General features: G+C 61.6%; 19 protein-coding genes and 1 pseudogene. 17 read left to right on the top strand and 3 right to left on the bottom strand.

The genetic code is table 11. The features are described 5' to 3' along the window. Positions 1 to 410: pseudogene (locus AB5164_RS10205) on the top strand (hypothetical protein); the annotation flags it as partial. Between the two features lie 220 nt (positions 411 to 630). Here AB5164_RS10205 and AB5164_RS02180 read toward each other — a convergent pair. The 3 genes from AB5164_RS02180 to AB5164_RS02170 form a co-directional block, all read right to left on the bottom strand. Further along, a complete protein-coding gene (locus AB5164_RS02180; RefSeq protein WP_368143126.1) occupies positions 631 to 1,626 on the bottom strand; it encodes a hypothetical protein in 996 nt (331 codons plus the stop codon). A 327-nt stretch (positions 1,627 to 1,953) separates the two neighbouring features. Next, a complete protein-coding gene (locus AB5164_RS02175) occupies positions 1,954 to 2,370 on the bottom strand; it encodes a type II toxin-antitoxin system VapC family toxin (RefSeq protein ID WP_368143127.1) in 417 nt (138 codons plus the stop codon). Beyond that, on the bottom strand, positions 2,363 to 2,686 hold the full coding sequence (locus tag AB5164_RS02170; RefSeq protein ID WP_368143128.1) for a type II toxin-antitoxin system RelB/DinJ family antitoxin: 324 nt from the start codon (positions 2,684 to 2,686) through the stop codon (positions 2,363 to 2,365). The genes AB5164_RS02175 and AB5164_RS02170 overlap by 8 nt, the downstream gene beginning before the upstream one ends. 354 nt (positions 2,687 to 3,040) lie before the next feature. Between AB5164_RS02170 and AB5164_RS02165 the strand changes: the two genes are divergently transcribed. The 16 genes from AB5164_RS02165 to AB5164_RS02095 form a co-directional block, all read left to right on the top strand. Then, positions 3,041 to 3,634 carry a 4Fe-4S dicluster domain-containing protein gene (locus tag AB5164_RS02165; protein ID WP_368147766.1) on the top strand — a complete coding sequence of 198 codons (594 nt, stop codon included), beginning with the start codon at positions 3,041 to 3,043 and terminating at the stop codon, positions 3,632 to 3,634. Positions 3,635 to 3,709: 75 nt separating this feature from the next. Then, complete coding sequence (locus AB5164_RS10220) at positions 3,710 to 4,129, top strand: molybdopterin oxidoreductase family protein (RefSeq protein ID WP_006234117.1); 420 nt, start codon at positions 3,710 to 3,712, stop codon at positions 4,127 to 4,129. Positions 4,130 to 4,300: 171 nt separating this feature from the next. Then, positions 4,301 to 5,932: a molybdopterin oxidoreductase family protein gene (locus AB5164_RS02160; RefSeq protein WP_497006850.1), complete on the top strand. Its 1,632-nt coding sequence runs from the start codon at positions 4,301 to 4,303 to the stop codon at positions 5,930 to 5,932. Between the two features lie 78 nt (positions 5,933 to 6,010). Further along, the gene (locus AB5164_RS02155) at positions 6,011 to 6,628 is read left to right on the top strand and encodes a 4Fe-4S dicluster domain-containing protein (protein WP_022095203.1); all 618 of its coding nucleotides are present in this window, start codon (positions 6,011 to 6,013) and stop codon (positions 6,626 to 6,628) included. Next, entirely contained in the window at positions 6,621 to 8,639 is a 2,019-nt protein-coding gene (gene hyfB, locus AB5164_RS02150; RefSeq protein ID WP_368143130.1) for a hydrogenase 4 subunit B, read from the top strand. Before AB5164_RS02155 ends, hyfB begins: the two co-directional genes overlap by 8 nt. A gap of 12 nt (positions 8,640 to 8,651) precedes the next feature. Next, entirely contained in the window at positions 8,652 to 9,578 is a 927-nt protein-coding gene (locus AB5164_RS02145) for a respiratory chain complex I subunit 1 family protein (RefSeq protein ID WP_022095201.1), read from the top strand. Between the two features lie 15 nt (positions 9,579 to 9,593). After that, positions 9,594 to 11,051, top strand: a complete 1,458-nt coding sequence (locus AB5164_RS02140; RefSeq protein ID WP_368143131.1) for a hydrogenase 4 subunit D — start codon at positions 9,594 to 9,596, stop codon at positions 11,049 to 11,051. A 13-nt stretch (positions 11,052 to 11,064) separates the two neighbouring features. Beyond that, positions 11,065 to 11,718, top strand: a complete 654-nt coding sequence (gene hyfE / locus AB5164_RS02135) for a hydrogenase 4 membrane subunit (RefSeq protein ID WP_368143132.1) — start codon at positions 11,065 to 11,067, stop codon at positions 11,716 to 11,718. 3 nt (positions 11,719 to 11,721) lie between these two features. Beyond that, the gene (locus tag AB5164_RS02130; RefSeq protein ID WP_368138839.1) at positions 11,722 to 13,281 is read left to right on the top strand and encodes a hydrogenase 4 subunit F; all 1,560 of its coding nucleotides are present in this window, start codon (positions 11,722 to 11,724) and stop codon (positions 13,279 to 13,281) included. A gap of 3 nt (positions 13,282 to 13,284) precedes the next feature. Further along, complete coding sequence (locus AB5164_RS02125) at positions 13,285 to 15,057, top strand: hydrogenase large subunit (RefSeq protein ID WP_368143061.1); 1,773 nt, start codon at positions 13,285 to 13,287, stop codon at positions 15,055 to 15,057. Between the two features lies 1 nt (position 15,058). Next, on the top strand, positions 15,059 to 15,775 hold the full coding sequence (locus AB5164_RS02120) for a formate hydrogenlyase complex iron-sulfur subunit (protein WP_368143059.1): 717 nt from the start codon (positions 15,059 to 15,061) through the stop codon (positions 15,773 to 15,775). Between the two features lie 2 nt (positions 15,776 to 15,777). Beyond that, complete coding sequence (locus AB5164_RS02115) at positions 15,778 to 16,560, top strand: NADH-quinone oxidoreductase subunit B family protein (RefSeq protein ID WP_022095195.1); 783 nt, start codon at positions 15,778 to 15,780, stop codon at positions 16,558 to 16,560. Beyond that, the gene (locus AB5164_RS02110) at positions 16,561 to 17,142 is read left to right on the top strand and encodes a formate hydrogenlyase maturation HycH family protein (protein WP_368143057.1); all 582 of its coding nucleotides are present in this window, start codon (positions 16,561 to 16,563) and stop codon (positions 17,140 to 17,142) included. Continuing rightward, positions 17,142 to 17,645 (top strand): hydrogenase maturation peptidase HycI, encoded by a 504-nt coding sequence (gene hycI, locus AB5164_RS02105; protein ID WP_368143055.1) that lies wholly within the window; start codon positions 17,142 to 17,144, stop codon positions 17,643 to 17,645. Before AB5164_RS02110 ends, hycI begins: the two co-directional genes overlap by 1 nt. 39 nt (positions 17,646 to 17,684) lie before the next feature. Continuing rightward, positions 17,685 to 18,524 (top strand): formate/nitrite transporter family protein, encoded by an 840-nt coding sequence (locus AB5164_RS02100; protein WP_368143053.1) that lies wholly within the window; start codon positions 17,685 to 17,687, stop codon positions 18,522 to 18,524. A 121-nt stretch (positions 18,525 to 18,645) separates the two neighbouring features. Then, positions 18,646 to 18,863: hypothetical protein (locus tag AB5164_RS02095; protein WP_368147764.1), on the top strand; the 218-nt coding region annotated here is incomplete at its 3' end.

Raw genomic sequence — 18,863 nt, 5'->3', positions numbered from 1 at the left:
CCCACGAGAGGCTGAGGCGGGCGCGCTCGTCGCTGTCGTCGCTGGTGTCGGCGGGGACGCTGTTCACCTACCTCGACCCCGCCCTGGCCAAGGCCGGCCCGCTGCCGTCGACCAACAACATGATCGAGGGAGGGGTGAACTCGCAGCTGAGGGCCGTCCTGCGCAACCACCGGGGGCTGACGTCGGTCAAGCGCGTGAAGGCGGTATTCTGGTGGTGCCACGCGCACTCGGGGGACGCGAGGACGGCGCGCGAGAAGCTCGCCACGATGCCGACCGACGCGGACATCGACTTCCTGTTCAGCGTCTACTCCGCCTCGCCGTCGCGTGACGACGGAGGGCCGGAGTGGGGCGACAGGGCAGTGTGGGAGGACCTCCACCACAGGGACCCGTACCCGTTCTGGCTGGATTAATGGATGGAAACGGGTGTTCTATCGGGACACACATTTTGTCCTATAAGCCGCCATTTTCATATACATGCCGGGACCCCACATCCCCTCCTAAGTTGCGGTGAAATAGTTCCTGGATTAGCCGCAAAAGCTGTTATCCAGGAACTATTTCACCGCAACTTATTGAGACCGAGCGGGCTGGGTCGATGATGGGTTCTGTTGTCGAGAAGATGAGGGCAGCCGGTCAGGAGTCTGCGTAGGGCTTTGTGGTTGGTATGCCGTAGCCGCGCATCATGGAGCCGAACGCTTTGACATCGTAGGTGTCTGAGAGCTTGAAATGAATGACGTTGTGGCCCATGGCACGCAGGTTCGCGTCGCGCATGAGGGCAGCTCGATAGGTTTTTGCCGCAGTATGTTCCGGATCATTTTGGGCATCGTCCTCAAACTTGCCTAGTCCATGCAGCTCAGCCAGCATCCAAGAGCCGTCTGGCATCTGCCAGCCGTAATCTGCCAAATAATAGCCGGCGTTTCCCGGTCGAGTGATTTCAACCTGAAGTTCGGGAGCGGCAACTCCCGCCAGAATCATTGACGCCCGTGCCTCGGATTCTCCACCGTTATCCGATCTGCCATCCATGTGTTCAAAAACGTCAAATGCGCGCGCGATGCCGTGCAGTCCGCGGCAGTTCGCTTGTGCATATGCACGCAATTCTTCACGCTCGACACCGTACTCACGAGCCAACCCGTCGACATAGCCTAGTGCATATCGAAAAGCGCTCGTTCGGGCGATGTCGACCACCGTGCGATATGGATCCGTTAACGTAAACGGGCCGAGCTGCCATACGTCGCCCGGCCGCCAGCGTCGGTATTCAACGAATTCGTACATATCGCGTCTGGTGGAACGCGGCAGCAGCACTTGCACCTTGTCGAGAAGCGAATATGCAGAACCGATGCCATAGAGCAGTGCCGCCGTTGCTCCACAAAACACGACATCCGGTTCAACGACCGCAATAGCGGATGCCAATTGAAAGATGCGATCTTCGACGCCGAGGTCATTCCAATACGCGGAATCAGCGTAGACATGGTTGTAGAGTCGAATAATCATCTCTTTTTGCATGAGCGCGTAGGCACAGCGTTCATCCCATTTTTTGGTAGCCACAAACAGGTGCCCGCCATGATGGGCCTCGAATAACCGGAAGAACAGCTCTACTTGCGGTTTGGAACAGCGTTTATCATGACTCATTTTCGACCCCATGGTCTCGAGGGGGAGTGAATGACACTACGCTATCCCATATTTGGTCCGCCAGACCTTGCCATGAACTGACCAAAAGCTTGACGGGGCAGGTCAGAGTCATGAGTTTGAGCCAAACATATCGGCAAACGGTTGATTAGTGCCTCTCGGCGGCACTAAGAACCACCCTTACAGAAAGTTGCGGTGAAATAGTTCCTGAATAGCTCGAATGAGCCTAAATCCAGGAACTATTTCACCGCAACTTAGGAGGGGATGGGGTTAGCTGCGGGGGTGGTGGCGGAGCTTGCCGATGGTGGAGTCGGTGCTTCGGCTGCGGGCTTAGGCGGCGCGGTCGCGGGCTTCGGCTGCGGTTTGGTGCTTGCGGCGGTAATCGATCATGCCTTGGATGATGGGCTTGCCAAAGCTCACGACATCATCGTTGTAGATGGCGGTTCGGGCTGCGAGGAGGCAGTCGGTAAAGTCCATATGGGTCTTGCCGAAGAGTTTGATGGCAAGGGTGACAACGGTGGGCTCGTCGACCATGACGTCATCGAGCAGCCTTTTCATGGCCGCAGCAATCTCAACGCGGGGAACCTTATAGACGTCGCGCAGCGTGACCACGACGCGCGTGATGATTTCGGGGTAGACACGTGCGGTGCGCGTGGCGATGACCTTGGCGGCGCGCGGTGACAGGACCTCGTCGTCGTCAAGCAGGTAGCGCAGGATGACGGTCTCGTCGATGATGGTGCTACTCATGGATATCTACTTCCTCGGGACCCAAAACCGACTCGTCGCTTTCTGTGGCTAGGTATTCAATCCAGGCATTGCGCTCCTCGGAGCGGCGATTGGGTTCCCCATATGCTTTGAGCAGTCCATAGGCGGCCGTGCCGTCCTTGGAGCGCACGGCGACCGGCTGAAAGGGGAGCTTGCGCATCAAAATACTCTGCGCGACAAATAGACGGACAGCCTCGGCGAGCGATGTGCCCATGGCGTCGTAGAGACGTTCGGCATGCTGCTTGTCTTCCTCGCGAATGCGCACCTGCAGGATGGCTCGTTTTTGAGTCGATGACATCACTGGCCTCCCTTAATGAGCGTGCAATTTGAATAGTCAAATACAACATCGGCTAATAATAGCCAATCTTACAACCACTACTTTATTGCACTAGAGTAATTGAGTGTAAACGATATTACAAACGTACTACATCCTTCAGAAACGAGCGTGAAATCTCCCTTGGATGTACGCATGTAATACACTCACCTTTATAGCTTCTAGAGAATAATTCCAACCTGCCAAAACCCCTGCAATACACCCGTATTGCAGGACCTATGCTCAAGTTTGCCACCTGCAACTGCGTATATTTAACCTGTATATCGTTGGAGGAATTCTATCGAAGTGCCTGTTTCGCCGCATGCACTCGATACGCCGATGCCGGACCACGGGCGGTCCGGGGCAACGTCGACAGGGTCTCTCCGGCATGGGATTCAGGAGGGAGTGAACAACATGGGCAATAAACGAGTCGTAGCCGATTCCTCACGCTGCATTGGGTGCCAAACCTGTATGGCGGCGTGCATCGAGGCGCACGACATCCCCGGCAACATCGCCGCGCCGCGCCTGCGCGTGACGCGTACGTACGAGATCTCCGCACCGGTGGCTTGCCATCACTGCGAGGATGCCCCGTGCGCGAAGGCCTGTCCTACGGGCGCCTTGTTCTTTGATCCAAAGAACCATCGTATCGGCGTCAACGAGGACAACTGCATCGGCTGCAAGAGCTGCGTCATGGCATGCCCCTTTGGCGCCGTGAGCGTGGCGACCACGCAGGTTCCGGTCTTGATGGGCGACGTTCGCGTGGGTTCGCAGACCAAGAGCTTCGTGCTCAAGTGCGACCTGTGCGTGGACCGTCCCGGCGGTCCGGCGTGTGCCGAGGCGTGCCCGACCAAGGGCCTCACCCTGGTAGACGAGGAGCGCCTGGCAGAACTGACTGCCGAGCGTGCCCGCGCCACCATCGAAAACGAGGCGTAAGCGTTGGGGCGACAAGCCCAATGATTGTCAAATAAGTACCGAGCATTCGGTAGCAGAAAAAGGAAGGAGGGTGTCATGGAGAAGCATAAAGTGATCTGCCCGTACTGCGGCGCCGGTTGCCAGTTTAACCTCCTGGTCCAAAACGGCCAGGTCGTGGGCACCGAACCGCTCAACGGCATCACCAACCAGAGCGAGCTGTGCCTTAAGGGCATGAGCGGCTACGACTTCATCAACGACACTAAGATCTTGACTCCTCGCGTACTGCACCCGATGATCCGCCGCACTAAGGGCGCGGATCTTGAGCGCGTAAGCTGGGACGAGGCACTGGATTTCACCGCATCTAAGATGCAGGCCATAATTGACGAATATGGTCCTAACGCTGTCATGACCACCGGCTCTTCGCGAGGCGGCGGCAATGAGGCGAACTACGTCATGCAGAAGTTTACGCGTGCGTGCATCGGCACCCACAGCGTAGACAACTGCGCCCGTACTTGACACGGCCCTACTGTCCTCGGTCTGATGGACACGGTTGGTTCAGGTTGCATGTCATGCTCCATCCCCGGTATGGAGGATGCGGGCTGCATTTTCCTCTTCGGCTATAACCCTGCCGATTCGCACCCCATCGTCGCAAGGCGTATCGTGTGAGCCAAAGAAAAGGGTTGCAAGATCATCGTCGCCGACCCGCGCCATATCGAAACCGCGCGTATCGCCGATCTCTACCTTCCGATCAAGAACGGTTGCAATGTTGCGTTCCTCAACGCCTTTGCCAACTGCTTGGTCAACGATGGCCTCTACGACAAGGAATTCGTCGCCGAGCACACGAACGGCTTTGACGAGTGGTGGGAGACCATCAAGAACTACACTCCCGAATCTGTACAGGACATCACGGGTGTCGAGCCCGCGTTGATCCACCAAGCTGCCGAGATGTACGCCACGGCGAAGCCCTCTGCCATCATTGGCTGGGGTATGGGCGTATGCCAGCAGAAGCAGAACCTGAAGACGGTGCACACCATCGCCTCCATCGCCTGCGTTGCCGGCCAGATCGGCAAACCCAATTCCGGTCTCGCGCCCGTGCGTGGCCAGAACAACGTCCAGGGCTCCTGCGATATGGGCATGCTGCCCAACCTGTACCCTGGCTACCAGAAAGTCACCGACCCGGCAGTGCGTGCCAAGTTTGCCAAGGCTTGGGGCGTGCCCGAGGAAAAGCTCCCGCTCGAGGAGGGCTACAAGCTCACCGACCTGGGTCACCTGGTCGACGAGGGCAAGGTGCACTGCTTCTACAACTACGGCGAGGACCCGGTCCAGACTGAGCCCGATTCGGCCGGAATGCGCAAGACGCTCTCCGAGCTGGACCTGTTCATCTGCCAGGACATCTTTATGACGCAGACGACCATGCTCGCCGACGTCATCCTGCCTGCCACCTCTTGGGGCGAGCACGAGGGTGTCTTTACCGCATCCGACCGTAGCTTCCAGCACTTTGACGCGGCCGTTCCGCCCAAGGGCGAGTGCCGCCACGACTGGGAGATCTTCGCGGACCTGTCCACGCGTATGGGCTACCCCATGCACTACGACAACACCGAGCAGATCTGGAACGAGTGCATTAGCCTGTGCCCCAACTTTGTGGGCGCGACCTACGAGAAGATGGCTCCCGAGGGCGGCTACGCCCAGTGGCCCGTCAAGAGCACCGATGTGAACGACCACGGTACGGCCGACATGTTCGCTGGTGGCAAGTTCACCACCAAGGACGGCCGCGCCAACCTGATGGCGCACGACTGGGAGGCGCCCTCCGAGCTTCCCGACGATGAGTACCCGCTCATCCTGTGCACCGTCCGCGAGGTCGGCCACTACAGCTGCCGCTCGATGACCGGCAACTGCAAGACGCTGGCGCTGCTTGCCGACGAGCCCGGCTTTGTCCGCATGAATCCCGCGGACGCCCAGGCGCGCGGCATCAAGAACGGCGACATCGTCTCGATTCACAGCCGCCGTGGCCAGGTATACAGCCGCGCCGATGTGAGCGACCGTATCAACAAGGGCACGGTCTATATGACCTACCAGTGGTGGATCGGCAAGTGCAACGAGCTGACCATTCACAAGGTCGACCCGGTCTCGCATACGCCCGAGGACAAGTTCTCCGCCTGCCAGGTCGACGCCATTGCCGACCAGGTTTGGGCCGAGGGCGAGGTCGAGCGTCAGTACACCGAGCTCAAGCAGGCTCTGGTGGACGCCGCCGCTCCCCAGGACGTTGAGCCCGGCGCCGCCAAGTTCGACGACGAGACGCACGTGAACCAAATCGTGTAGTCCCGTTCTCGTTGGCTTTTTGGGCCGGGCGTCCCGTACGTTCGGGAGCCCGGCCCGTTATTTTGAAAGGAAGTGGGGATGAACCGCTTCATCGACATCAACCCGGAGAGGTGCATCGGCTGCGGAACATGCCAGTCCGCCTGTGCCGACGCCCACCGGATGCAGGGTCTTCAGGATACGCCGCGCCTGGCGCTCGTGAAGACCGGCGGCATTTCGGCCGCCCTTGCCTGCCACCATTGCGAGGGTGCCCCCTGCGCCGAGGTTTGCCCGGTGAATGCCATCGAGCACGATGGCGATCGCATCCACGTCAAGGAGCAGGAGTGCATCGGGTGCAGGCTGTGCGCCATCGCGTGCCCCTTCGGAGCCATCCATCCCGATGGCACGTCTATCGCCGGTGTCGCAGGCATGTGCGACCCGACGCCTTCGTATCCTAAGTCCCTGAGCAGCCTGCTTACGTGGGCTCCCGGCCAGTACACCTGCGCTGTCAAGTGCGACCTGTGCGCCTTCGATCCGGACGGCCCGCATTGTGTGGCGGCGTGCCCCACCAAGGCGCTGACTGTCATGGGCGGCGCGGCCGATCGCGAGCTCGACGAGGCCAAGCGCCTGCGCTCGATTGAAAACGGTCCGGTCGTCGACGTTACCGCTGTGGCCCAGGGCCTCTCCGAGAAAGCAGAAGGGAGCGTAAACAATGGATAGCATGACGCTGTTTATCGCATCGCTTGCCGTCTCGTGCATCGGTGCGCTCGCCTCGGTTCTGCTGATCAAGGCCGATAACGCCGCCAAGTCCGCCGGCTGCCTAATCGGCGCCGTCGCCGCGGTGCTTTCGTTTGTGGCCGGTATCCAGGCCGTGCTGGGCGATGTCACGTCGGTCGACGCCATCGTGTTCTTCCCGTTTGCCCATTTCCAGCTGCTGCTCAACCAGCTGTCCGGCCTGTTCGTGGCGCTCATCTCGGTGCTCGCGTTTGCCGGCTCGATCTACGGTCTCAACTACTTTGATGAGTACCCGGGCAAAAAGGGCCGCGCCGGCTTCTTCTTTAACACCTTCGTGGCGTCCATGATGCTCGTCATCACCGCCGACAACGTGTTTTGGTTCCTGGTCGCCTTTGAGCTCATGTCGCTGACCTCGTACTTCCTGGTCGTGATCGAGGAGAGCGAGAACTCCATCCATGGCGGTTGGCTCTACTTTGTGATCGCGCACGTGGGCTTTGTGCTCATCATGGCGAGCTTCCTCACCATGACCAACTTCGCCGGCGGCTCGTTTGCCTTTGCGGATTTCCGCGCCACGCAGTTTAGCCCCGCGGTCGCATCCGTGTGCTTCGTGCTCGCCTTCTTTGGCTTTGGCGCCAAGGCCGGTATCATCCCGCTGCACGGCTGGCTGCCCAAGGCACATCCCGAGGCGCCGTCCAACGTGTCGGCCCTCATGTCCGGCGGCATGATCAAGATCGGTATCTTCGGTATCCTTAAGGTGGGTCTCGACCTGCTCTCCGCCTCGGGCGTTCAGGTCTGGTGGGGCCTTATGGTCATGGTCTTCGGTGCGATCTCGTCGGTCCTCGGCGTGGCCTTCGCCCTGCAGGAGCATGACATCAAGCGCCTGCTGGCCTATCACTCCGTCGAGAACATCGGCATCATTCTGCTCGGCGTCGGCGCCTCCATGGCCGCCATGGCGCTCAACTCTGTCGGCATCGCCGTCCTGGCCCTGATGGCCGCTCTCTACCACACGTTTAACCACGCGATGTTTAAGGGCGAGCTGTTCTTGGGCGCCGGCGCGCTGCTGTACTCCACGGGTACACGAAATATGGAGAAGATGGGCGGCCTGTTCCGTCGTATGCCGGCAACGGCCATCTGCTTCCTTATTGGCGCGCTTGCCATCTCGGCCATCCCGCCCTTCAACGGCTTTGTATCCGAGTGGTTTACCTACCAGTCGCTGTTTAACGCCGCCATGCAGGGCGACAAGGCCGTCATGATCGTGGCCGTGTTCGCTGCCGTCGCGCTTGCCATTACCGGCGCGCTGGCTGTCACGTGCTTCGTCAAGGCCTATGGCGTCTCCTTTGCCTCCGCGCCCCGCTCCGAGGCCGCGGCCAATGCCAAGGAGGTTCCCGCCCCCATGGTGTTTGCGCAGGGCCTGCTCGCGGCCATCTGCGTCGTGCTGGGCATTGGCGCTCCCGTGATCGCGCCCGTGCTGGTCGATGTCGCCGCGTCTGTGCTACATCCGTACGGTGGCGTGTTTGCCGCCGAGGGCATGGAGCTCTTGAACCAATACTCCGGCGCTGCCACCTCCACGCCCGCAATCGCCATTGCGCTCGTGGTGCTCGTCGGCCTTGCCTGCGGTTATCGCAAGCTCAAGACCGTCGGCAAGGTGCAGAAGTCCCAGCCGTGGGCATGTGGCTATGCTCCCAACGAGCATATGCCCGTCGTGGCCACGACCTTTGCCTCCGAGGTGTCCTGGTTTATGCAGCCGCTCTACACGCTGCGCGACCGCTGCACGGCCGTCTGCTGGTCCATCGCGCACTTCTTCCAGAAGCTGACCGGTGTGGCCGAGGCTGTGGAGCCCGTACCCGACAAGGTTCTCGTCGATGCCCCGCATAAGGGTGTCGAGAAGCTCGCCGACCTCGCGACTAAGCTCGAGGGCGGCAACTACAGCATCTATATCTGCTACATCGTCGCGGCACTCGTGGTGTTCCTCGTGCTCGCCGTGCAAATGGGTTAAGGAGGGGAGAGCATGAACAACATCGTACTTGCCGTTCTGCAGGGCGTGGTCGTTATGGCCGTCGCGCCGTTCTTCTCCGGTCTCGGCCGCGTGATCCGCGCCAAGATGCACAACCGTCGCGGCCCCAGCATCATGCAGGACTACCGCGACCTGGCCAAGCTCTTTGCGCGCCCCGAGTCCCAGAGCGAGGACGCGAGCTTTGCGCTGCGCATCATGCCGCCGCTGTTCTTCGCCGTCGCCTTTATGCTCGCGATGGGCCTGCCGCTCTTTACGGCGCAAAGCCCCATCCCGGTCTTTGGTGACGCCATCACCATCATGTACAGCCTGGCGCTCGCCCGCTTCTTCTTCGCCCTCTGCGGTGTGGATTCGTCCAACGCCTACGCCGGTATCGGCGGCGTCCGCGAGCTGCTCATGAGCGTGCTCATCGAGCCGTCCATGCTGCTGGCGCTGTTTGCCGCCGCCCTGGTGTGCGGCTCCACCGACATCGCCACCATGGGTCAGCACATCATGACGGGCGCCATCGACGCGCCGGTCGCCGTGATCCTCGCCGGCATCGCCTTTGCGATTGCCTGCTACATGGAACTCGGCAAGCTGCCGTTTGATCAGGCCGAGGCCGAGCAGGAGCTCCAGGAAGGTCCGCTCGCCGAGCTTTCGGGCCCGTCGCTCGCCATGGCCAAGCTTGCCATGTCCATGAAACAGGTCCTGGTCGTCGCTTGGTTCTGCGCGATCTTCGTCCCCTGGGGCGAGCCCGCGACCGTGGGCGCCGCCGCCGTTCTGGGCGCAGTCATCTTCCTGGTGAAGTGCCTGATCGACTTTGTCGTATGCGGCGTGATCGAGAACTCCTGCTCGCGTTCGCGCTTTAAGGTGCTTGGCAATCAGACCTGGGCTGTCGTTGGCATCGCCGTTCTGGCGTTTGTCTTCGTGGTCGTCGGCGTGTAGGAGAAGGGAGAAACAATGTCATTTGCAGTCAGTCTGTCCCTTCTCGGCTTGGTCGCTATCGCGGCCCCGATGGTGGCCTCGGTGCTCGTCGCCCTGTTCCCCCGTCCGTACGCCAAGTGGTTCAGCGTTTTGGGTGCCGCCGTCTCGACGGTCTGCACCATCGCCCTCGCCGGGAATTTCGCTGGCGCCGGCATGCCCGACACGCAGGTCCCCCTGATCTCGTTTGGGCAGACCCTCGTCATGGGATTCACCTTCGATCGCATGAGCACGCTGCTCGCGCCCGCCTTTGTGGGTATCGGCCTGCTTGTCGTGATCTATTCGATTCCCTATATGAGCGAGAATAACCGTGAGCATCCCGACGCACCGCGTCGTCGCTTCTACGCGTACCTCGCGACCTTCATCGGCGCCATGGCCGGTCTCGTGTACAGCTCGACCCTTTTGGGCCAGCTCGTGTTCTTTGAGATCACGGGTGCGTGCTCTTGGGGCCTCATTAGCTACTACATGACGCCTACGGCCAAGAAGGCCGGCATGAAGGCTCTGATCATTACGCATATCGGTGCGCTCGGCCTGTATCTGGGCGCCGCCATCGTGTTTGCCCATACCGGTACCTTCGCCATTACCGCGATTGCCGGCCTCGACGCCAAGCTCAAGGCTATCGTCCTTTTGCTCGTGCTGTTTGCGGCCTGGGCCAAGTCCGCACAGGTTCCCATGTACATGTGGCTGCCTTCGGCCATGGAGGCGCCGACGCCTGTTTCGGCCTACCTGCATGGCGCCTCGATGGTTAAGGTCGGCGTGTGCGTGTTCGCGCGTGCACTCGTCTCTGCCGGCGAGATCCCCGAGATCGTGGGTTGGGTCGCCATTATCGACGCCATGGTCACCATGCTCTTTGGCTTCCTTATGTACCTGCCGCAAAAGGACATGAAGCGTCTGCTGGCCTTCTCCACGATCGCCCAGCTCTCCTATGTGTTCTTTGGTCTGGGCCTTTCGGTCTTTGGCAGCCAGCTGGCCTTCGATGGCGCCGTCTGCCACATCTTTAACCACGCTTTCGCCAAGACGCTGTTCTTCCTGATCGCCGGTTCGTTCTCCTTTACGCTCGGCACGCGTATGCTGCCCAAGCTTCGCGGCATCGTAAAGAAGTACCCGATCTCGGGCGTGGGCTTCGGTGTCGCGGCACTCGCTATTGCCGGCGTGCCGCCCATGAACACGTTCTTCTCGAAGTTCCAGATCATCGCCGGCGGCTTTTCTGTAGGTGCCGGCAACGTCGCGATCCTGGTGCTCGTGTGCATCATGGTCGCCGAGACCGTCGCCACCTTCGCCTGGTTCCTCAAGTGGATGGGCTATTGCCTGCCCGGCGAGCCGAGCGAAGAGGTCGCTGCGGGAGCCCCGCTTCCCCGTGCGATGGCGTTCGTGTTCATCGTGCTCATCATCATGGTCATCGTCAGCGGCCCGCTTTCGGCCAGCTGGATCGGTTAGGAGGTAGAACGACATGGGTTATTCGATCGTCAACATCCTTGGCGGCCTTCTGATCGTCACGTCCACCATGGTGGTCGTCTCCAAGAACATCAAACATGCCATCAACTGGTATGCGGTGCAGTCGCTGGTGCTCGTGGGGCTGCTCGCTACGCTCGGTGCCACCACCGGTGCGCAGGAGCTGCTTATGTGGGCCGGATCTGCCTTTATCACCAAGGTCGTCCTGGTCCCTTATATCCTCAACCGCGCATACAAGAAGATGGGCGAGCCGAGCGACGCATCACTCAAGGCCGGCCTTAAGCCCGCGTGGGCCATCTGCATCATCGCCGTGGAGGTCGCGATTTGCTTTGCCGTCGTGACGCAGATCAGCCTTCCCACGGCCGAGGTCGCAACGCCTGCGCTCGCTATTAGCTTCGCTCACTTCTTTGTGGGCCTCACCTGCATCATTTCGCAGCGCAACATCATGAAGCAGATCTTTGGATACTGCCTTATGGAAAACGGCAGCCACGTGACGCTCGCGCTTTTGGCCCCCACCGCTCCCGAGATCATCGAGATCGGTATCGCCACCGACGCCATCTTTGCCGTCATCATCATGTCCATCGTCGTGCGTCGCATTTGGGACGACTCGCACTCGCTCGATGCGCACGACCTGTCCGAGCTGAGGGGGTAGTCCATGGAAACGTTGATTCTCGCCCTGCTCGCGACTCCTTTGGTGTTCTCGCTGGTCATGGCATTTTTGCCCAAGAACACGTCCTATAACGTGTTTGCCGGTCTCAACCTGGTCTCCGTCGCAGCCGTCCTGGTGCTGTCGATTGTGACGGCCGGTGACGTCCTTATGAGCGGCGACACCGCGAGCGCTCTTGGCCTGTGGTTCCACCTCGATTCGCTGGGCGCCATCTTTGTGCTGCTCATCGGCTTTATCGGTTTTCTTACCGGGCTGTTCTCGCTGCCCTATGTAAAGGCCGATATCGAGGAGGGCTCCATGCCCGCCGAGCGCGCCAAGCAGTATTTTGCGCTGTTTAGCCTGTTTGTGTTCACCATGCTGCTCGCGTGCCTGTCCAACAACATGATCCTCACGTGGGCCGCCGTGGAGGCAACCACGCTTTCCACCGTGTTCCTCGTGGGTATCTACAAGAACAAGACGGCCCTCGAGGCTTCTTGGAAGTATGCGATGGTCTGCACCGCCGGCGTGGCCTTTGGCTTGTTCGGTACGCTGCTCATCTACGCCAACGCCGCCGACGTGATTCCCAACGCCCACGAGGCCGCATTCCTGTCGTGCGTACTGCCGTATGCCGACCAGTTCGATCCGACGCTCATGCGCCTCGCCTTTGCGTTTATCGTGATCGGCTTTGGCACCAAGGCCGGCCTGTTCCCCATGCACACTTGGTTGCCCGATGCCCACTCCCAGGCCCCGAGCCCTGTCTCGGCCCTGCTCTCTGGCGTGCTGCTTAAGTGCGCCATGCTTGTGATCATGCGCTTCTACGGCTTTACCATCCAGGCCGTGGGCGCCGAGTATCCGCAACTTCTGCTGTTGATCGTCGGCACGCTGTCCATTTTGGTGGCGGCACTTTCGATGTTTCGCCAGGACGACCTCAAGCGCCGCTTTGCGTACTCGTCTGTGGAGAACGTGGGCGTTATCGCCCTGTGCCTGGGTATCGGTGGCCCACTGGGTATCGCCGCAGCCCTGCTGCACTGCGTGTTCCACGGTTTTACCAAGACGCTTGCCTTCTGCGTGTCCGGCAACATCCAGCACGCCTTTGGTACGCGTAGCCTGGCTAAGATTCAGGGCGTCGTCGAGGTTGCTCCCGCAACCGCCGCGCTCGCCGTCCTGGCGCTGCTCGGTCTTGGTGCCTTCCCGCCCTTTGGCATGTTTATCTCCGAGTTCCTGACTTTTGTCGCCGGTGTTACCGCCGGTCCTATGTGGCTGGTCGTCGTGGTCGCCCTCGGTCTTACCGTGGCCATCTCCGCGCTCACCCGCATCGCACTCAAGTCGGTATTCGGCCATGCGCCCCAGGGCATGGGCAAGCATGAGGCCCCGGCGCTCATGCTTATCCCCGAAATCATCCTGGCTGTCATGATCTTGTGGTTTGGCATCGCCACCCCGCTGCCCCTCGTGCACGGTGTGGAGACCGCGACCGGCATCGTGCTCGAGCAGAGCACCGAGGAGCTTCACGCGACGCCGATGTACCGCGCTGTGTTCGGTACCGAGACCGCTCAGAGCGAGGTGGAGTAACGAATGATTGAAACTGAGAACAAGGTGTATGCCCGTCGCTGCGAGAGCCATGTCGAGGCCCTGCGCCGCGCCGTTCCGGGCTGCATCGAGAAGGTCGAGTGGCAGTGCGAGGACCAGCTGACGATCACCGTCAAGCTGGACCGTCTGCCCGAGGCCGTCCACTACCTGTACTACGAGCGCTACGGCTGGATTCCCGTGATTGTCGGCAACGACGAGCGCTCCCTGTGCGGCCGTTACGCCGTGTACTACGTCATCTCCATGGAGGGGGAGGACCCCGGCTGGGTTACCGTGCGTGCCGAGGTCGACCCCGCCAAGATGACGTTCCCGTCCGTGACGCCGTTCGTCCCCGCCTGCGTGTGGGGCGAGCGCGAGCTGCGCGACATGTTCGGCCTGATTCCCGAGGGCCTGCCCGACCGTCGCCGCCTGGTGCTGCCCGACGATTGGCCCAGCGGCCTGTATCCGCTGCGCAAGGACTCCATGGATTACCGTTTCCGTCCCGCTCCCGCGAGCGACATGGAAAACTACGAGTTCTTGGCCGACACCAAGGGCAAGGAGACCACGCTCGTCCCCATGGGCCCGTTGCACATTACCTCCGACGAGCCCGGCCACTTCCGCCTGTTCGTCGAGGGCGAGACGATCGTGGACGCTGACTACCGTCTGTTCTACGTGCACCGCGGCATGGAGAAGGTCGCCGAGACGCGCCTGAACTATGACGCCGTGACGTTCCTCGCCGACCGCATCTGCGGCATCTGCGGCTGCGCCCACTCGGTGGCCTATGCCGAGGCCGTCGAGCGCGCCCAGGGCATTCATGTCCCGCCGCGCGCCCAGTACATCCGCGCCATCATGCTCGAGGTCGAGCGTCTGCACTCACACCTGCTCAATATTGGCCTCGCATCGCACTACACCGGCTTCGACTCCGGCTTCCAGCAGTTCTTCCGCGTCCGCGAGAAGTCCATGGACCTGGCCGAGAAGCTCTCCGGTCACCGCAAGACCTACGGTCTCAACGTGATCGGCGGCGTGCGTCGCGACATTTTGGCCGAACAGAAGCTCTCCACGCTCACGACCATCCACCAGCTGCGCTCCGAGGTTCAGGAGCTCGTCGACGTCTTGCTCTCCACGCCCAACTTCATTGAGCGTACGAGTGGCATCGGCATTCTGGACCGCAAGATCGCACGCGACTTCTCGCCGGTCGGCCCGCTCATGCGTGGCTCGGGCTATGCCCGCGACGTGCGCTTTGACCATCCCTTCGACGGCTACGCCGATCCGGACGTCCAAAAGATGCACGCCGCCACGGCCGACACCTGCGATGCCTTCGGCCGTACCGCCGTCCGCATCCAGGAGGTCTACGATTCGATCGACATGATCGAGACCATGCTCGAGAACTGCCCGTCGGGCCCCATCCTCACCACGGATTGGGAGTACACCCCGCACAAGTACGCCATCGGCGCCACCGAGGCGCCGCGCGGCGAGGACGTGCACTGGGCCATGCTCGGCAACAACCAGAAGTGCTACCGCTGGCGCGCCAAGGCCGCCACGTACAGCAACTGGCCGGTCCTGCGCTACATGTTCCGCGGCAACACCGTGGGCGACGCGGCGCTGATCGTCGGCTCGCTCGACCCGTGCTACTCCTGCACCGACCGCGTGACGGTGACCGACGTCGCCGCCAAGCGCGACCATGTGCTCGACAAGGAGCAGTTCGAAAACGTCTGGCGCGACAAGTCGCCGCTTGCGGGCGAGGGCACCATGGCCGCCCCGCTCGATGAGGAGGCGCTCTAATATGCTGAAGCTTTGGAAGGTTAACGCCAAGGCCGGCGACGCGACGGTCAAGTACCCGTTTGCGCCGTTCCCCACCAACAAGGACATGCGCGGCAAGCCCGAGCGCAATGCCGAGCTCTGCATCGCCTGCGGTGCCTGCGGCGTGGCGTGCCCGGCCGATGCCATTCGCATGGACACCGACCTTGCGGCCGATACCATTACCTGGTCGATCGACTACGGCCGTTGCATCTTCTGCGGCCGTTGCGAGGAGGCCTGCCCCATGGAGGCCATCAAGCTCACCGAGGAGTTTGAGCTGGCCGTCATGAGCAAGGACGACCTCACCAGCAAGAGCGTCTACACGCTCGAGCACTGCTCGCGTTGCGGCAAGCCGTTTGCCCCGCACAAGGAAATCGACTACGCCAAGCGCCTGCTGCAAAAGGCCGGCGGCATGGAGGCTATCCAGGCCGCCCGTACCGTCGGTATGTGCCAGGAGTGCAAGCGCGAGCTCGACGCCCTGCGCGCCGCCTCGGCCGTAAAGACCGGCAACGCTGCCGGTATGGCTGCCAACGAGACACTTGCGTCCGGCGAGCCCCAGGGCCCCGGCATGGAGTATCTGGGCGGCCACGGCGTGAACCCGGAGTATATCGACCGCGAGCTCAACCCCGATGCGCCCGAGATTCCCGCCGGTCCGGCGCCGGTCGAGGGCATCATCATGGATTTTGATACGAAGGAGGAGTAACCATGGCCGAACCCACGCTTTTGCCCGAGCGGCTTCAGTACCGCCCGACCAAGATCGAGCTCGACGAGAGCATCGAGAAGGCCAAGGCGACCCTTCTTAAGAAGATCAAGCGCTCGGTGTACGTCTACCGTGTTGACTGTGGCGGCTGCAACGGCTGCGAGATCGAGATCTTCGGTTCCATCACGCCCGTCTTCGACGTCGAGCGCTTTGGCATCAAGGTCGTGCCCTCGCCCCGTCACGCCGATGTGCTGCTGTACACCGGCGCTGTGACGCGTGCCATGCGCATGCCGGCCCTGCGCGCCTTTGAGGCCGCACCCGATCCCAAGATCGTGGTGTCCTATGGCGCGTGCGGCTGCACCGGCGGCATCTTCTACGACAACTACTGCGTCTGGGGCGGCACGGACAAGATTCTGCCGGTCGACGTCTACATCCCCGGCTGCCCGCCCAGCCCCGCGCAGACCATCTACGGCTTCGCCATGGCACTCGGTCTGCTGGACCAAAAGCTCCATGCCGAGACCACGGTGGAGGCCGCCGGCGAGCAGGCCGATATCCTGCACCCCGGCGTGCCGTACAAGCTGCGCGTTGCCATCGAGCGCGAGGCTCGCGCCATGAGCGGATACCGTTACGGCCGCGATTTGGCCAACGAGTTTATGGATACGCTCGAGGGCGCGCCCAAGGGCGATATCCGCGGTGCCATGGCGCTGCTGATCGACAAGCAGGACGATCCGCGCCGCGTTGAGGTCTACTCGGCGCTGCAGGATCTGGTGCTGGCCGGAGGTCGCTAGATGGAGCTCACGGACCGCTCTGGTTACTTTGCGGGCCCCGGCATGCTCGGCGGCTCTTTTGGCGATGCCTCGCGCGCAAGCGACAAGGCCGCCGAGGGCATCGCCGACCCCTGCCTGGGCCATGCGCCCGACCAGGTGGTCTTCTACGAGCTCACGCGTAAGTTTGTGGAGACCGAGGAAGACGTTCCCCAGGAGGCCTGCGACGTGCTGTACTACACGCTCGCCGCGGGCCACCACACCGGCGTGCTCGACTGCTTTGAGCCGCGCCTGTCGGTGCCGGTGGATGTGTTCTATTCGCTCGTCGACGCACTGCCGGAGGGGGAGGCCAAGACCAAGTTCGAGGCCATCCGCTCCTTTGGCGAGTGCCAGCTCGACAAGGCGGCGGTGCCGTCGCTGCTCGAGGTCTGCGATGCGCTGCTCGATGAGCGCGGTTTTCGCGGGTCGGCCAAGGCCGGCATCTCGGTGTTCGACGACGACTTTGGCCTGCATGCCCAGCAGGTCGCGTTCTTAATGAAGTTCCGCGATTTGGTGGAGCGCGTGCGCGATGTGTCGGGCGTGTATCTGACGGGAAGGTTGCAGTAATGGGTCACGTTGTGGATGGACGTGTGAACGGCGCCCCGTTTGAGGGTATCGTACTCACGGCGGGAAGCGTGCTGCGTGCCGACGATGCCGCCGGCCCCGTGCTCTCCAAAAAGATGGAAGACGCACCCATCGCCGGTTGGTACACCATCGACGGCGGGCAAACGCCCGAGGACGACATCATCGAGGTCAAGCGCGAGCGTCCGCCGCGTCTGGTTTTGGTCGATGCCGCCGACATGGCGCTGCCCGTCGGCGCCATCCGCTTGCTCGACAAACGTGACGTGGCCCGCAAGTCGATGTTCACCACGCATTCGCTTCCTTTGTCGATTCTGATCGAAGAGATTGAGCAATCGTGTGATGATATCGTCTTCGTTGGGATTCAGCCGGGCGACACGGAGTTCTACAACCCTATGTCCCCGGAGGTCTTTGACGCCGTCGACGCCGTGTACGACGCCGTGGCCGCCAACGACTTTTCCCACTTTGTCCGCTTGGGGCAGGAGCAATAGGAGCGCTTGTCCCTGCTGATTAGGAAAGAAGTGATTGACATGGCAGATTCCAAGGCGGAGTACCCCGCTCCCGATTGCCTGGCGCCCGCCGCGATCGAGGCCAAGACCGAGGCCGCCGGCGTGACCAAGGCCAACCTGCCGGTCGCAAAGGCCTTTCTGTTGGCAATGTTCGCCGGTGCGTTTATTGCCTTCGGTGGCCTGTTCTTTACCGTGTTCTTGAGCGACAGCACGCTGGGCTGGGGTGCCCAGCGCGTCGTGGGCGGCCTGTGCTTTTGCCTGGGCCTGGTGCTGGTGCTGGTGTGCGGCGCCGAGCTGTTTACCGGTAATTCGCTTATGGTCTGCGCGCTCAAGAGCAAAAAGATCACCCTGGTCCAGATGCTCAAGGCCTGGGTCGTCGTATGGGTCGGTAACTTTGTCGGTGCCCTGTTCATCGTCTTTTTGGTGTACATGGCCGGCATTTACAAGCTCAACGGCGAGGCGGTCGCCAATTCCATGGTGAGCGTCGCCGCCGGCAAGGTGACGATCGACTGGGTGACGATCTTCTTCCGCGGCATCCTGTGCAACATCTTTGTGTGCCTGGCCGTGTGGATCGGTACCGCCGGCAAGACCGTGGTCGATAAGGTCGTGGGCATTCTGCTGCCCATCGCCGCCTTTGTGGCCTGCGGTTTTGAGCACTGCGTCGCCAACATGTACTTTTTGCCCATGGGCGCCGTGATGCATGCATGCGGCTACGGTGCCAAGGTCGCCGGCGCCGATGCGCTCAACGCCGCGGGCATTGCGTTTAACTTGTCCGCCGCCACGCTGGGCAACATCGTGGGCGGCGCGGTTCTGGTCGCGCTCGGCTACTGGTTTATCTACGCCAAGAAGTCCGAGGCGTAAGGTATCGTCTGTTTGACTTTGGCCTCCCGCGGGGCGTTGCCGTGCGGGAGGCTTTTTGGGTCTGGGGCCCGTTGCCGGGCTTTTGGCCTGCTGTGTTTGGCTGATGAAAGGGGTAATCGAGATGGCATCTGCTGTGAAGCGTGACGGTCGCGCCGTGGTGACCACATGCGGGGGATGCTATGCCGATTGCGCCTTTGTGGCACGCGTCGAGGACGGTCGCGTGGTGGCTGAGTTGCCGGTTGTGGGACATCCGTGCGTGACGCGTGCCCTGTGCGCCCGCGGACGGCATCGCCTGGCAATGCCGTTTGACGAGCGCGACCGCATCGTGCACCCCATGCG

The organism is Collinsella aerofaciens, assembly GCF_040915425.1.
Classification (GTDB): domain Bacteria; phylum Actinomycetota; class Coriobacteriia; order Coriobacteriales; family Coriobacteriaceae; genus Collinsella; species Collinsella aerofaciens_BW.
The sequence above is the reverse complement of the archived record's forward strand: the minus strand, read 5'-3'. Positions and strand labels throughout refer to the sequence as shown.